This is a genomic window from Trinickia sp. (genome assembly GCF_036503415.1).
Taxonomy (GTDB): Bacteria; Pseudomonadota; Gammaproteobacteria; order Burkholderiales; family Burkholderiaceae; genus Trinickia.
The window spans coordinates 1-13,641 of sequence record NZ_DASXWY010000111.1; the positions used below are offsets into that span (position 1 = coordinate 1).

Annotated in this window: 9 protein-coding genes and 1 pseudogene; all 10 read left to right on the plus strand. The window is 61.5% G+C overall.

Annotated elements, in window-relative coordinates:
- The first annotated feature begins 65 nt into the window (after positions 1 to 65).
- The 10 genes and pseudogenes from VGL01_RS14955 (at position 66) to VGL01_RS15000 (ending at position 13,560) form a co-directional block, all read left to right on the plus strand.
- Positions 66 to 1,877, plus strand: a complete 1,812-nt coding sequence (locus VGL01_RS14955) for a chloride channel protein (RefSeq protein ID WP_331570613.1) — start codon at positions 66 to 68, stop codon at positions 1,875 to 1,877.
- 582 nt (positions 1,878 to 2,459) lie between these two features.
- Positions 2,460 to 3,674 carry a non-hydrolyzing UDP-N-acetylglucosamine 2-epimerase gene (gene wecB, locus VGL01_RS14960; protein WP_331570615.1) on the plus strand — a complete coding sequence of 405 codons (1,215 nt, stop codon included), beginning with the start codon at positions 2,460 to 2,462 and terminating at the stop codon, positions 3,672 to 3,674.
- 29 nt (positions 3,675 to 3,703) lie between these two features.
- Positions 3,704 to 5,356 carry a glycosyltransferase gene (locus tag VGL01_RS14965; protein ID WP_331570617.1) on the plus strand — a complete coding sequence of 551 codons (1,653 nt, stop codon included), beginning with the start codon at positions 3,704 to 3,706 and terminating at the stop codon, positions 5,354 to 5,356.
- A 3-nt stretch (positions 5,357 to 5,359) separates the two neighbouring features.
- Complete coding sequence (locus VGL01_RS14970; RefSeq protein WP_331570619.1) at positions 5,360 to 6,169, plus strand: polymer-forming cytoskeletal protein; 810 nt, start codon at positions 5,360 to 5,362, stop codon at positions 6,167 to 6,169.
- Between the two features lie 161 nt (positions 6,170 to 6,330).
- Positions 6,331 to 7,137 (plus strand): annotated as a pseudogene (locus VGL01_RS14975) (YaiO family outer membrane beta-barrel protein); the annotation flags it as partial.
- An 8-nt stretch (positions 7,138 to 7,145) separates the two neighbouring features.
- A complete protein-coding gene (locus tag VGL01_RS14980) occupies positions 7,146 to 7,925 on the plus strand; it encodes a hypothetical protein (RefSeq protein ID WP_331570621.1) in 780 nt (259 codons plus the stop codon).
- Positions 7,926 to 7,999: 74 nt separating this feature from the next.
- Entirely contained in the window at positions 8,000 to 10,144 is a 2,145-nt protein-coding gene (locus VGL01_RS14985; RefSeq protein ID WP_414720268.1) for a hypothetical protein, read from the plus strand.
- A gap of 87 nt (positions 10,145 to 10,231) precedes the next feature.
- Positions 10,232 to 11,464 (plus strand): S53 family peptidase, encoded by a 1,233-nt coding sequence (locus VGL01_RS14990; RefSeq protein ID WP_331570625.1) that lies wholly within the window; start codon positions 10,232 to 10,234, stop codon positions 11,462 to 11,464.
- 58 nt (positions 11,465 to 11,522) lie between these two features.
- Positions 11,523 to 12,533 carry a hypothetical protein gene (locus VGL01_RS14995; protein ID WP_331570627.1) on the plus strand — a complete coding sequence of 337 codons (1,011 nt, stop codon included), beginning with the start codon at positions 11,523 to 11,525 and terminating at the stop codon, positions 12,531 to 12,533.
- Positions 12,534 to 12,645: 112 nt separating this feature from the next.
- Positions 12,646 to 13,560, plus strand: coding sequence for a LysR substrate-binding domain-containing protein (locus VGL01_RS15000; protein WP_331570629.1), 915 nt, complete (start codon positions 12,646 to 12,648; stop codon positions 13,558 to 13,560).
- Positions 13,561 to 13,641 lie beyond the last annotated feature (81 nt).

Sequence of the window (13,641 nt, forward strand, 5' to 3'; positions counted from 1 at the left end):
TTGCATCACGTTATGATATAAATACGCCCTTTACGCTACCGATTCGCGGTACAGGCAAAGGAACCATGAGCGAGCACAAAGGCGATTTCGCAACCGATGTAAGACTGCTGCGCATCAGCGCGATTGCCGCCGTTGGCGGCGTGCTGAGCACCGTCGCCGCCGACTTTTTGCTGCATTTGATCCGCTTCTTTTCGAATCTCTTCTTTTTCCAGACGATTTCGACGGCGAATCTGTCCCCTGCCGGCAATACGCTGGGGCTGTTCGTCATTGCGGCACCGGTCGTCGGCGGACTGCTGGTCGGCCTCATCGCACGGTTCGGGTCCGAGCAGATTCGCGGGCACGGCATCCCCGAAGCCATCGAAGCCATCCTCTTCGGCAAGAGCAAGATGTCGCCGAAAGTGGCCGTGCTGAAGCCGCTTGCTTCGGCTATCGCAATCGGCAGCGGCGGCCCATTCGGCGCCGAGGGCCCGATCATCATGACCGGCGGTGCGATCGGTTCGCTGGTGGCCCAATACTTCCATCTGTCGAGCGCCGAACGCAAGGCACTGCTCGTCGCGGGCGCGGTGGCTGGCATGACGGCCGTATTCGGCACCCCCGTCGCCGCGGTGCTGCTCGCCATCGAACTGCTGCTGTTCGAGCTGCGCCCTCGCAGCCTCTTGCCGGTCGCCATCGCATGTGCCGTGGCCGGCTTCACGCGGCCGCTTCTGCTCGGCACCGGCCCGTTGTTTCCGCTCCAGACATTACCGCTCGGCCCGATCGGCCTGCTCTCGTCGGCCGCCGCGGGACTCATCGCCGGCGCGTTGTCGTGGGGGTTGTCGACCTGGCTCTATAAAGTCGAAGATCTGTTCGGCAAACTTCCGATCCATTGGATGTGGTGGCCCGCACTGGGTGCGATCGCGGTCGGTATCGGCGGCTATTTCCAGCCACGCACGCTCGGTGTCGGATACGACGTCATCGGCGACCTGCTGCAAAATCATCTGGCCATCCACGCCGTGATCGCCATCGTCCTCGTCAAAGCCATCATCTGGGTCATTGCGCTCGCTTCGGGCACCTCGGGCGGCGTCCTCGCACCGTTGCTGATGATGGGCGCGGGCGTCGGCGCGATAGTCGGTCCGTACATGCCCGGCGGCGACCCCGCTGTCTGGCCGCTCATCTTCATGGCCGCGGCGCTCGGTGGCATGATGCGCGCGCCCGTGATGGCAGCCATCTTCGCGTTCGAGCTCACGGGCGATGCGAACGCGCTGCTGCCGCTGCTCGCCGCCGCCGCGGTGGCCTACGGCTTTACCGTCCTGCTCATGCGCCGCTCGATCTTGACGGAGAAGATCGCTCGCCGCGGGTATCACATCTATCGCGAATACAGCATCGATCCGCTCGAACGACATTACGTCGAGGAAGTCATGACCCGCGCCGTCGAAACGATCGATGCGAGCACAACATTGGCCGACGTCCTGCACCGCTACTTCGGGCCGACTCAGAAGTATCGCGCGTACCCCGTGGTCGCCTCGGGGACGCTGCTGGGCATGGTCGATCGCGTGCTGATCGATCGAATCGCACCGGGTCAAGCCGACAAGCCGATCGGCAGCTTCTTCGCGCGTGAACGACCCGAGATCGCGCTGCCGGGCGAGACCTGCAGGAACGTGGCCGCTCGCCTCGCGATTACCGGCCTTGTACGCGTGCCGGTGGTCGAAGACGAACAATCGCTTCGTCTCGTCGGCATCGTATCGCGGCACGACCTGGTCAAGCCTTCATCGACCGTGTTCTCCGAGGAACGCGAAGTCGAGCAATTCCGCCGCGTCTGGATTCAGCGCAGCACCCTCTTCGCGCCGACCAACAAGCGGCAGGAAGCCCACCGCGAACCCGCCAATACGAGTCGCTGAATATATCTCTCGGTGCGGCCACCAAAGATCAGTTTAAACGGCGATCATAAAATTAAAAGTCCGATAAATATCGGATTCGTCGGATTACTATAAATGATGAGCCGCATTATTGATCTGCTTTAAGTAAACGCTGCGATGCAGCGTTTTCCTCCTCTAAGTGTTGGGTATCTTACACAAGGTTCGATTCCGGCTAAGTAGACTCCTGCCTAACAACGATGCGCCCTCGGCTGGATTCAGAGGAAATAACTAATTTCAGTTAAACCTGTGAATCGGCGATTGCACCTCGATGCCGCCGTGTTTGAATCACCGGCCAACCCAATCCCGCCACCGTTCTGACCTACGTCTCACGGGGAAGGAGAGAGATATGCGTTATCGATACCGTCGGTCGCGCGAGCATCGATGTCCTACTCGAATTTGGGGCCTTTCTTTTTCTCGGCATTTCCCGTCTTTCGCTGTTTCGGCCTGAGTCGAGAGGCGCAATACCCCAGTTTGCGGCGGTCGATATATGCCGGCATACATAAACTGTTTCGGCACGCCAACCGTCCGCTTTTATCAGCCGCAATACGCCAAACGAGGACGGAAATGAACAAGGTATTGACGGTGTTCGGCACGCGCCCGGAAGCAATCAAGATGGCGCCGCTCGTGCGCGTTTTGGCGGCGCAGTGCGGTGTCGAAGCAAAAGTGTGTGTTACGGCTCAGCACCGGCAAATGTTGGATCAGGTGCTCCAGCTGTTCGAGATCGTGCCGGACTTCGATCTGAATCTGATGCGCGACGGTCAAACCCTAGGCGCCCTCACCTCCGATATCCTGCAGTCGATCGGCGCCATTTATGACCAATGGAAGCCGGATGTCGTGCTCGTTCACGGCGATACGACGACGACCCTCGCTGCAAGCCTGGCCGCCTTCTATCGTTACATTCCCGTTGGTCACGTGGAGGCGGGCTTGCGCACGGGCAACATCTGGTCGCCGTGGCCCGAGGAACTGAATCGGCGCGTGACCGATGCCGTGGCGTCGTGGCTGTTCGCCCCGACGGAGCACGCGAAACACAACCTGTTCAGCGAAGGCGCGCCAGCATCGCATGTCGTGATGACGGGCAATACCGTGATCGACGCGCTGCTGCAGATCACGGACAAGCTCGAGCATGACAGGGAACTCGTCGAACGGGTGGCGTCGCGCTATCCGTTTCTCGATCCCGGCCGCCGCCTGATTCTCGTGACAGGACATCGACGCGAAAGCTTCGGCGAACCGTTCAAGCATTTTTGCGAGGCGCTGCGTCAGATCGCGCTCAAGTACGACGACGTTCAACTCGTCTATCCCGTCCATTTGAATCCTAAGGTGCAGGAACCCGTGCACGCCATACTGCACGGCGTCTCGAACGTGTTCCTGATCGAGCCGCAGGACTACCTGCCATTCGTCTTTCTGATGTCGCGCGCCCACCTCATCATCACGGATTCCGGCGGCATCCAGGAAGAAGCCCCGGCGCTCGGCAAGCCGGTACTCGTCACGCGCGAAACGACCGAGCGCCCCGAAGCCGTCGAGGCCGGCACGGCGCGGCTCGTCGGCACGCAGACGGAGCGCGTCGTCGCCGAGGTCAGCAGCCTGCTCGACGATCGCACCCAGTACGACGCGATGGCACATGCGACGAACCCCTATGGAGACGGCCATGCGAGCGAAAGAATCGTCGACGCCTTGCTGACCCTGCCGGCCAGGCCCTCGGCGGTACAGAGCGTCATGAGCTCGCTGAGTCCGCCCTCCAACCCTATTGCCTTGGGACTGCATGCTCTGCGCTCCGCCTAATCGCGGCGCTCAAAGCGAGCGAAATTGTCATGATCGAGAGCGATGGGTCGTCGAAGTTTCACCGGGGCGCCTGCTGGTACAGCCGGCGCCGGGGGAACCGCATCCGGGGTCTCGATGCCGTGTGTCGCCTGTCGATCAACGTGGCGCTGGCGTCTGCCTTATCGCTCCCGGTTCATCTGCACGCGCATTCGGCGCCTGTCGCTCCCGCTCTCGTACAGCATCGCCTTCAATTGGTCACAGCGCAAACCGGCGAGCGCCCGCACTCATCGGCCAGCCCCCATCGCGGTGCCATGGTCGAGATCGCGGCGAACGATATATCGACTGTGGACGAAGGGCAGCTGCAATTGCCTCCGGACACGCCATCATTCAAGCCTCCCTCGCCGCCTGAATCCGGAAATGGCGTCCGCGGGGTATGGGTCGTATCGGCGGACGCCATTCTGGTGCTGGTGGTGCTGTTGTTGATCGTCTATACCGTGCGTCACTACGTATTCAGCCTGAACCGGCTGTTCACGCGGCAAAGCGCCATTTACCGTTCGATCGTCAATGGGCCCTGGCCGGCGCTGACCGTCTTCGTGGCCGCGCACAACGAGGAATCGGTCATTGTCGATTGCCTCGAAGCGCTGCTCAAGACGACCTATCCGCGCGACCGGTTGACAATCGTTCCGGTCAACGACCGCTCCACCGACAACACGCGCGCGTTGATAGACGAAGTACAGGCGCGGGCTCCGGACTTGATTCGCCCGTTTCACCGCGTCGACGGGAAGGGGGGCAAAGCCGCCGCACTGAAGGACGCGCTCCGTTTCATGAACGGCGACATCCTGATCGTCTTCGATGCCGACTATCTGCCAAGACCGGGGCTTTTGAAGGAACTGGTCGCTCCGTTTTTCGATCCGGAGGTGGGCGCGGTCATGGGCCGTGTCGTCCCCCACAACGCGAACCGCAATCTGCTGACGCGGCTGCTCGATCTCGAGCGGGCCGGAGGCTATCAGGTCAATCAGCAAGCGAGGATGAATCTCGAGCTGGTCCCGCAATATGGCGGGACGGTGGGCGGATTGCGCAAAAGCGCCCTCGAAGAGGTGGGGGGATGGCGCGACGACACACTGGCGGAAGACACCGACATGACGTACCGGCTATTGCTGGCCGGATGGCAGACGGTCTATTTGAACCACGCCGAATGCTACGAGGAAGTGCCGGAACGATGGGATGTGCGCGCCCGCCAACTGAAGCGTTGGGCGAAGGGGCACAACCAGACGATGTTTCGCTGCCTCGCTCCTTTGCTTCTCAACCCCGCCGTGCCTCTCCTGCGCCGAATCGATGGTGCGCTACTGCTGGGCGTGTACGCGATGCCCGCCATGCTGCTCGTCGGCTGGGTCGATGCAATCTTCATCTATCTGCTCGGCGCCGAACAAATGTCGTTCGCGTCGTCGCTGGCGTGGCTGCTCGCGCTGTTCACGTTCAATACGTTCGGAAACTTCGGCGTTTTTTTTGAAATTGTCGTGGCGACGCGTCTCGACGGTCATTCGACACGACTCCGGTTGATGCCGCTCAACGTGATCGGATTCGGCGTGACCATTGCATGCGTGCTCTCGGCGCTGTCGGGGCTCGTGCTCGACGCGCTGTTCAAGCGCGAACTGCGATGGGATAAGACCGAGCGCTTCCGCAAACCTTCCAAAGCGAGGTGAGCGGTGAGCGCGATTCTGTTTGTACTGCTTCTCGCCGGCTTGTTCGTTTTGCCGTTCGTTCCGCTCATCGCGGAGCTGTGCGCGTCGCGCGATGTCGCACCGTTGGCGATCGACGAAGACGTGCCGATCGATGCATCGCGGTTGACATCGTGCACCGAAGGCAGGATGTACCTACCGCACATCGATTCCGATCGCGAGGATTTCATAGGCGTCGTCGCGGCATCGACGATGCGAGTGCGCAGCGCCTGCCGTTTTCGGCATCTGCACGGGATGCCGATCGTTTTCGGTGCGCCGCGCGATCCGCCAGCCGAGCATCGCGCGGACCAACTCGATGCCGTCTCGATGACCCGCCTGCTGGCTGGGATTCAGCACCGCGCCGGCACGTCACGCTATTTGGTTTTCGGCAATCTGCGATTGCCCGCCCACGCGCTCGTGGAGGCCGATCTGGTCGTCAACGGATCGCTCCATATCGGCGAGTCGAGCCTCGTTCGAGGCAGCATCAAGGCAGGCAGCATCGAAGTAGGTGCCGGCGCCATGGTGCGCGGCGCCGTGTTTGCCCGGCGCGAAGCACGGCTGCGCCGCGACTGCGTAGTGGACGGTGTGCTCAGTGTCGACGGTCCGCTATGGATCGATCGCGCCTGGATCGGTCGCGCCGACAACGCCGTCAGCGTATGCGCCTCGGAGATCGGCATTCAAGGCGGCGTCTGTGTTTTCGGCCAATTGATTGCAGAACGGACCGGCCGGTTCGACGAAGCGAGTATAGCGAGCACGGCGTTCGATGTTTCAGGCGGCGGGGGGCGGGAATGCAACTAAGAAAAACGAAATCGACCGGATCGGGGCGCGTGCGGGACGCAGTCGCCGCTGTTTTTTTTCTCACGGCGTCATCGATGACATGTGCGCAGTCTCTCGAGCAGCAGGCCGCGGATGCGTTGGCCAAAGACAAGGCCGCTTCCGCTGCGAGCAATGGCGCATCTCCCAATGGCGCATCTCCGCCATTGCTCGCAGATGTGCCGAACCGGCCGAGCGAGGGAGAACTATCCAACGCCGTCGCCGAGCACGTCGCGCCGCCGAGCGCGAGCCGTTCCGAATTGGACCTCGGCTACTCGAGGGCGTACGTCACCAACAATTACGGGGATTGGTATGGCGTCCGCTTGCGGGGCCTGCATCAATTCGGCACTCAGACAGTCACCGGCGAGCTGTCCCAGTTGCGCCGCTTCGGTCAAAGTACGACATTCGGCGCCGTCAACTACGTGCGCGATTTCGATGCGGACTGGTTTGGCGCAATCGGCTTTTCCGGCACGACGTCGGGCACGATCTTGCCGAGCGAGCGTGTGGACCTGTCGCTCAACAGGAAAGTGCTGCCGCAACGCAACCTGGTGCTGTCGCTGGGTGCGGGCTACGCCTGGAATCGCAGCGGGCACCGAGATCAGCTCTATCACGCCGGCGTCATCTGGTACGCGACGCCGAAGCTGATCGGCGAGATCGGCATGAACTACAACGTCGATGCGCCTGGCTCCGTCAAGGCACCCGCCTACTACGCCGCCGTTTCGTACGGCACGATCGGCAAAAGCGTTCTCGGTATCCGCGGCTCGTTCGGGCGTGAGGCGTATCAAGCCATTGGCGCGGGCAGCCAGATCGTGGACTTCCGCAGTAACGAAATCGACGTGCAATGGCGCTACTGGCTCACCAAGACGTGGGGCGCGCAGCTCGAGTTCAACGCTTATCACAACCCGTTCTACAGCCGGCGCGGTTTTGAAATCAGCCTGTTCCATTCCTGGTGAGCGCAGCCATGAAGTCATTCGAAGGCAGCAGCGAATACGATCGTTCCGTGAGCGCCCTCGCGTCGCCGCGGCATTGGTTGATGTCGTCGCTGTTGCTGCTGCCCGCGTCGTATGTCGTGCTGGCTTACACGTGGCGGTCGGTCCTGCAGTATTGGTCCGCCGCCTTCGCGTATGCAAGCCGCTGGGTCGACGTACCGATGAGGATCGCCGACATTCGCGACGACGGTGCTTGGCTCGCCTCGCCCGCGGTCGTGCTGCAATGGGTCGGTCGATCCCCCGGGAAAGTGCTCTTGGTGCTCACGGCGCTCGCCTGCATGGGCGCGTTTGGGGCGACCTTCGTGCACAAGGAACGATGGCTTCCCGTCGCTTACCTCGTACGTGCGCTCGCGGCTGTCCAGTTCGCCGTTTGCATGTACTTCCTGCCGTCTTCGAACAGCTTTCCGTACTCCGCGCAAGAACATATGCGCGAGATGGTCCTGACGCAAATGATCGGAATAAAGATCATTCCCATCACGATGTCGCTGACGTATTACACGCTGAATTTCACGCTGACGCAAAAGACGCTCGCGACGCTCTTGATCGTCGGCTACTTCATTGCGATCGCGCCTTTTTTTCTTGCGCTTCACGCCAGCATCGTCTTTTACGGGTCGTTGCTTTTTGTTCCGCTCTGCTTTTTTGTCCTGGGGGCCCCGCTTCTGCTCGGCCTCCTGCTAGGCCTGTACAGCTACTGCGCGAGCTGGCCCGGCGTGAATCGGTACGTTGATGGCCGCGCAGGGTTTCGAAGGTGAATCACCGCAAGTATTCCCCGGCCGCACACTCAGCACGTCAGGCGGGATGGCAATTGGTCGAACTAGTCAAGGAGATGTTCATGTTCAGCATATCGGTCTTCATCCGGCGCGTGCTGTACGCACTCGCGCTCTGCTTGCTGGTTCCAGCCGGCTTCGCCAATGCAGCAACGAATCAATTGCTGCTGCTATTGCCCGACAACTTTGCGCTGCCCGATCCTCGAGTGTCCGCATGGCTCGATGCGGCATCCGAAGACGGCGTGCAAATCACGCTGATCAACGACACTGCATTCGAGCAGACGGTCGCATCGTTGCCTCAGCAGTACAGAGGACTGATCTTGCCCGATCAGATCCATACCACCGCCGACGACACGCTCGTGAGCGCGATTCACAGCTATGCGCTCAACGGCGGCCGCGTCATGCTGGTCTATGACTTCGGCGCCCTGAACGCGGCCGGCTTTTACCCGATACCGCAGTCGAGATTCAGCGACATGGCAGGCGTCAATTACGTGCTCTATGACTCGCTTCTCGGCAACATGATCGGCCTCGGCCCCGTGACGGGGATGGGCAGCACGTTGCGTACGCTGCTGGTCCCGCCGGGGAAATCCATGACCTGGAACGGCAGCGGCACCACAGCGGCCGCGACGACGTTGACAGCGACTTCGACCTCGACGACCAGTACACCGTCTTTGCAGACATCCACACAACCGTTGTACCTCCAACCGAGCCTGTCGAACCCCGGCGGGCTGACAGGGTATAACCATCAAGCCTATTTCAACTACCGGACAACTTCGACCGGAACGGTCAGCGCGACCAGCTTGAATCTCGGTGCGGTCAAAACCGGTCCGTCGGTCAAGCACGGCACCTACTCGGCTACATCGACCACGACGACGACTACGACGACGCTCAAGATCGCGGCGCCCTTGGCGAGTACAGCCGCGACGGCAGACGTGCTCGAAGGCATCTCCGGCTACGTCTATGGGTTCCTGACCTATCCGAGCTTCGTCACGCAAGGGACCTACAACGGCACGACGCTGTTGACTTCGCCGAATTTCGGACTCGTGGCGGGTTACCAACAATATGGCAACGGAGGTGTGCTTTTCGTCAACATGCCGCTCTCCTATCTGGAGGGACAGACGGACGGGATGCCGCTGCACGGCATGTTGAATTACTTCGCGGTCGACCTCCTGCATATGCCAATGCTCTCGCTGCAGCCGAAAGCTCTGGGCGGCATGATCATCGACTGGCACTTCTGCGAGAAGGATGCCATTCAGCCCGCGCAGCAACTGAAGAACTACAACGTATGGAAGAACGGTCCATTTACCATTTCGGTCACAGCCGGCCCGGATAGCGTGACCGTCGGCGATGGATTGGGAATCAATATTCTCAATAATTCGTCAGCACAAAACCTGATGCATTACCTGATCAAGCTGGGGCACAACGTCGGCAGCCAAGGCGGCTGGATGCACGATTACTGGGGCTTCAACGCGAGCGAGACCAACGAGAGCACGTTCGAGCAATACCTGGTACTCAATCACTCCGCCATGCAAAAGGTGGACGGTACGCCCGACATCGAGTGGGCCGCGCCGGAGGGCAATGCACCGACGTGGGCCATCGCCTGGCTGCAGAACAACGGCTACTCCAGCTACTACTTTACCGGGCACACGGGGATGGGACCGACGCGCGCCTATCGTAACGGTGCGTTGCTGACGCCCAATATCTGGGCGATTCCCGTCTCGCCGTTCGGCGTGTACGCGACGTTCGACGAGTTCCAGCAGTACAACGTACCGACCGCCGATGTCACCAACTGGTACCTCTCGCTGATGAATTTCAATGTGGCGAACCGCACGACGAGAATGGTGTACATGCATCCGCAGGGCGCAATCTTCTATACGAACACGCTTGCGAGCATATTCACGTACGCCAATCAGCTTGCCGCCGCAGGCCAGTTCAAGTGGTACAAGTTCGACGATCTCGCGAAGTTCGGCAAGCGCCGTCTGCAGACGACCTGGGCAGCAACCGACAACGGAGCCGGCTGGTCGTTCAACGCTTCCAACCCGGCTGGACTGCAGGACATGACGTGGCTTCTGCCGAAGTCCGCCTACCTGCTGCCCGTCGTGACGAGCGGCTCGGCAACGGTCGTGGCCACCGATGCGACGAACTGGCTCGTAATCGCGGGAGCCGGAACGTCATTGACCTTCACGAGCGCCAAGGCTCCCTGAGCGCGTGCGTTCACTCACTGGCGTGCTCCCCGCCGTTATGCGACGGGAGCACGCCACCTGGTATTGGGAATCTTCGGAGGCTGCCTCATGCAGAGCTCGTTCCGCCCCGTTGCGTCGATTTTGATCGGTTGTGCGGCCGCCTTCTTCGGCGCTCAACCGGTGCTCGCGCAACAATCCGCTCGTCCGCCTGTCGGCTACGCCCGGCCGCCGTTTCATGTGCATGGAAATACGGCCCTGGGGCCGAACGGTCTATCGCCGCAGCAGATTCGCCGCTTCTACGGCATCGACCAACTCCCCCAAGGCGGCCAAGGCAGCGGCCAGGTGATCGCGATCGTCGACGCATATGACAATCCCGATGCCGAGTCGAGCCTGAAGGTGTTCAACAACACGTTCGGTCTGCCCGCGTGCACGACCGGGAACGGCTGCTTCTCCAAGCTATACAGCGGCGTCAGCAAACACCGCCTGCGGGCGGATCCTGGCTGGGCGCTCGAAAGCTCCCTCGATGTCGAATGGGCGCACGCAATCGCCCCACAGGCGAAGATCGTGCTGGTCGAAGCCGCATCCAACAGCTTCCAGGACCTCATGAGTGCCGTCGCGATGGCGGTAGCGCCGAAGCCGCGCGGTGCGGGCGCCAACGTCGTGGCGATGAGTTGGGGCGGGCCGGAGTTTTTGTCCGAAACGCAGTATGACGGGCAGTTCATCAGTGCCAACGGCGTCTCGTTCGTCGCCGCATCGGGCGACGGAGGCGCCACGGTCGATTACCCCGCGGCATCGCCGTACGTGCTCGCCGTTGGGGGAACCTCGATCAGCGTCGACGCCAGCGGAAACTACCTAGGAGAAAAAGCGTGGTCCGGAAGCGGCGGAGGACAAAGCGCCTATGAGGCAGAACCCGCTTATCAGTCGAGCTTCGCGATTCCGGGCGATTCGATCGGTGCGCGAGGCGTGCCGGATGTCGCATACAGTGCGGACCCGGCATCGGGCTTCGCGGTGTACGACGCCTACGGCTATCAAGGGCAAACCGGTTGGTTCGTCGTTGGCGGCACGAGCGCCGGAGCGCCGCAATGGTCAGGCCTGCTCGCGATCGCGAACGGGGTACGCGTCGCCAATGGAAAAACGACCCTGAACGCCGTGAGCACCATCAATGGAATGGTGTACGGCGCTGGGGCTACTGCAGCGGCAACGAATTACCACGACATTCTCTCGGGTACCAACGGTTCGTGCGGAACGTTATGCACGGCCGTGCCCGGATACGACTACGTCACCGGACTTGGCAGCCCCATTTCCAACAACCTCGTCGGGACCTTGATCAATGCGCCATAAATACTTTGCTGTTCCGCCGCCGCTGGCGGCAAGCGCCTCATACCGCTCGAATGGGCGGATGGGGCTCCGACTGTTGCGCACTGGCATAGCCTCGATCGTGTCCTCGTGCCTGCTCACCGCACCCACGCCCGCAGCCGAGCCCTTCCTGCTCGGCTACCAGCGGCCCGACGGCGCCATCACCGTGCTACTGCACGGCGATGTCGTCGATCCGTATTTCGCAGCCAAGGCACTGATCAGTGCCGACGCCGCGCACGCCGATGTGCGAAGCGCCGCGCTCAAATGGATCGAATGGCTGATGCCACGGCAAAACGCCGATGGAACGTTCGACCGCTTTTGCGAGCGCAACGGGAACATCGCGTCGTGCGCACACGCCGATGCGGACGATTCGGCACTCGCGCTATGGATCGAACTGCTGACCCGCTATTCGCCATCTCCAAAGATGCCGCCCAATTGGCAGTCGAGCCTGGACAAGTCGACCACTTATCTGGCACGCCTTTACGATCCAAAGACAGGTGTTTATCAAATATCGTCGACCCTGCACGTCGCGTTGCTGATGGATAACGTCGAAGTCCATGACGCGATGCGGACATTGAGCGCCTATCGCGCGCGCATCGGCGACGCCCGCGGCGCGGGAAAGTGGCGAAGCCAGGCGGACCGGCTATCGAGCGCCATCGTCAAGGTGTTCTGGTCTTCGGGGAAGTACGAGCCCAGCACGCAGCATCTGGCCGACCAGTCTTTTTACCCGACGGCTGTCGCGCAGATATTTCCGATCCTCTCCGATATCGGCGTCCCGGGACACACCAGCGCCGCGTTCTATGGGACCTGGATGAAGCAAAATTGCCAGGCATGGCTCGACTTGCCGGCACATGACTATCCGTGGGGCTTGGTCGCGCTGGCTTCACAGAAATTCGGCGACAAGGCCGCCGTTTCCTGCTGGCATGCGCACTCCGCGCCATTTCGGCACGGTGCGCACTGGAACGTGCTCGAAGAGGCGCTCTTCACTTCGTTCGAAGCCCAGTTGAGCGACCCGCTCGCCCCGGCTCAGTGCTGCATGCCCTTCAGCGCGTGATGCGCCACGGCCCATGGCCACCGTTGACTCGGGGGGAACGTGTGCATAATGAGAACCTTCGCACCAAGCGGCCCTTCCGCCCCTTGCGCCCCTCCCGCCCCGACAGTCAGCCATGGAAATCAAGTGGATCGAGGATTTCATCGCCCTCGCGCAATATCAAAGCTTCTCGCGGGCGGCCGAGTTTCGCAATGTGACGCAATCGGGTTTCAGCCGCCGCATCCAGTCTCTCGAACAATGGATCGGCGCGGAGCTGATCGATCGCAGCAGCTTTCCGCCTGTCCTGACACCGGCGGGGCAGCTGTTTCGCGAGGTGGCCGACGATATTCTCGCCAAGCTGTTCGATACGCGGGCGATCATCCGCACCGAACAGCGCATCGCGGGCAAAAGTCTGCAAATCGCCGCGGGTCACACGATCGCGCTTAATTTTTTGCCGGCCTGGCTCAAGGCGCTGTCCGCCCGCCTCGGCGATGTGCGCGCACGCGTCATTCCCACGAATGTCCATGATTCGATACTGATGCTCGTCAATGGCAATTGCGAGCTCATGTTCGCCTATCACCATCCCGAGCTGCCGCTGCACCTCGATCCCGCACGGTACGAGCATGTGACCGTCGGGATCGATACGCTGATGCCGATCAGCCGACCGAACGCGCGCCTTGCGCCGCTCTTTCGCCTGCCCGGCACGAAAAAGCAGCCGCTTCCTCTCATTTCGTACACGAATACGAGCTACTTCGGGCGCTGTCTGGCGCTGCTTCTCGCGAGGGCGTCGGACGCCCCGGCGCTGCAGCTGCATTACGAGTCGGACATGGCCGAAGTGCTCAAGAAACTCGTCGTCGAAGGCGAAGGCGTGGCCTGGCTGCCCAAGAGCGCCATTACCGCCGAACTCGCGGCCGGGGACCTCGTGCCGGCCGGAGGCACCGCCTGGCATCTGCAGATCGAATTGCGCGTCTACCGTGATTCGTCGAACCGCAGCGAGTTTCTCGATACGCTTTGGCACCATCTGCGCGCGGGAGCCGCCGCCCTCGGATAGGGCTTTCCCGGCTTATGCGAATCTCGCATAGGCACATGTCGGAGCCGCATCGCCGGCTTTTTTGACCCGCCTACCATCCGT

What these genes read in the sequence shown, in the direction of transcription:
- VGL01_RS14995 (WP_331570627.1), top strand. Translation starts at nt 11,523, where the DNA reads ATGGGGCTCCGACTGTTGCGCACTGGCATAGCCTCGATCGTGTCCTCG.
- VGL01_RS14980 (WP_331570621.1), top strand. Translation starts at nt 7,146, where the DNA reads ATGAAGTCATTCGAAGGCAGCAGCGAATACGATCGTTCCGTGAGCGCC.
- VGL01_RS14990 (WP_331570625.1), top strand. Translation starts at nt 10,232, where the DNA reads ATGCAGAGCTCGTTCCGCCCCGTTGCGTCGATTTTGATCGGTTGTGCG.
- VGL01_RS14985 (WP_414720268.1), top strand. Translation starts at nt 8,000, where the DNA reads ATGTTCATGTTCAGCATATCGGTCTTCATCCGGCGCGTGCTGTACGCA.
- wecB (WP_331570615.1), top strand. Translation starts at nt 2,460, where the DNA reads ATGAACAAGGTATTGACGGTGTTCGGCACGCGCCCGGAAGCAATCAAG.
- VGL01_RS14955 (WP_331570613.1), top strand. Translation starts at nt 66, where the DNA reads ATGAGCGAGCACAAAGGCGATTTCGCAACCGATGTAAGACTGCTGCGC.
- VGL01_RS15000 (WP_331570629.1), top strand. Translation starts at nt 12,646, where the DNA reads ATGGAAATCAAGTGGATCGAGGATTTCATCGCCCTCGCGCAATATCAA.
- VGL01_RS14965 (WP_331570617.1), top strand. Translation starts at nt 3,704, where the DNA reads ATGATCGAGAGCGATGGGTCGTCGAAGTTTCACCGGGGCGCCTGCTGG.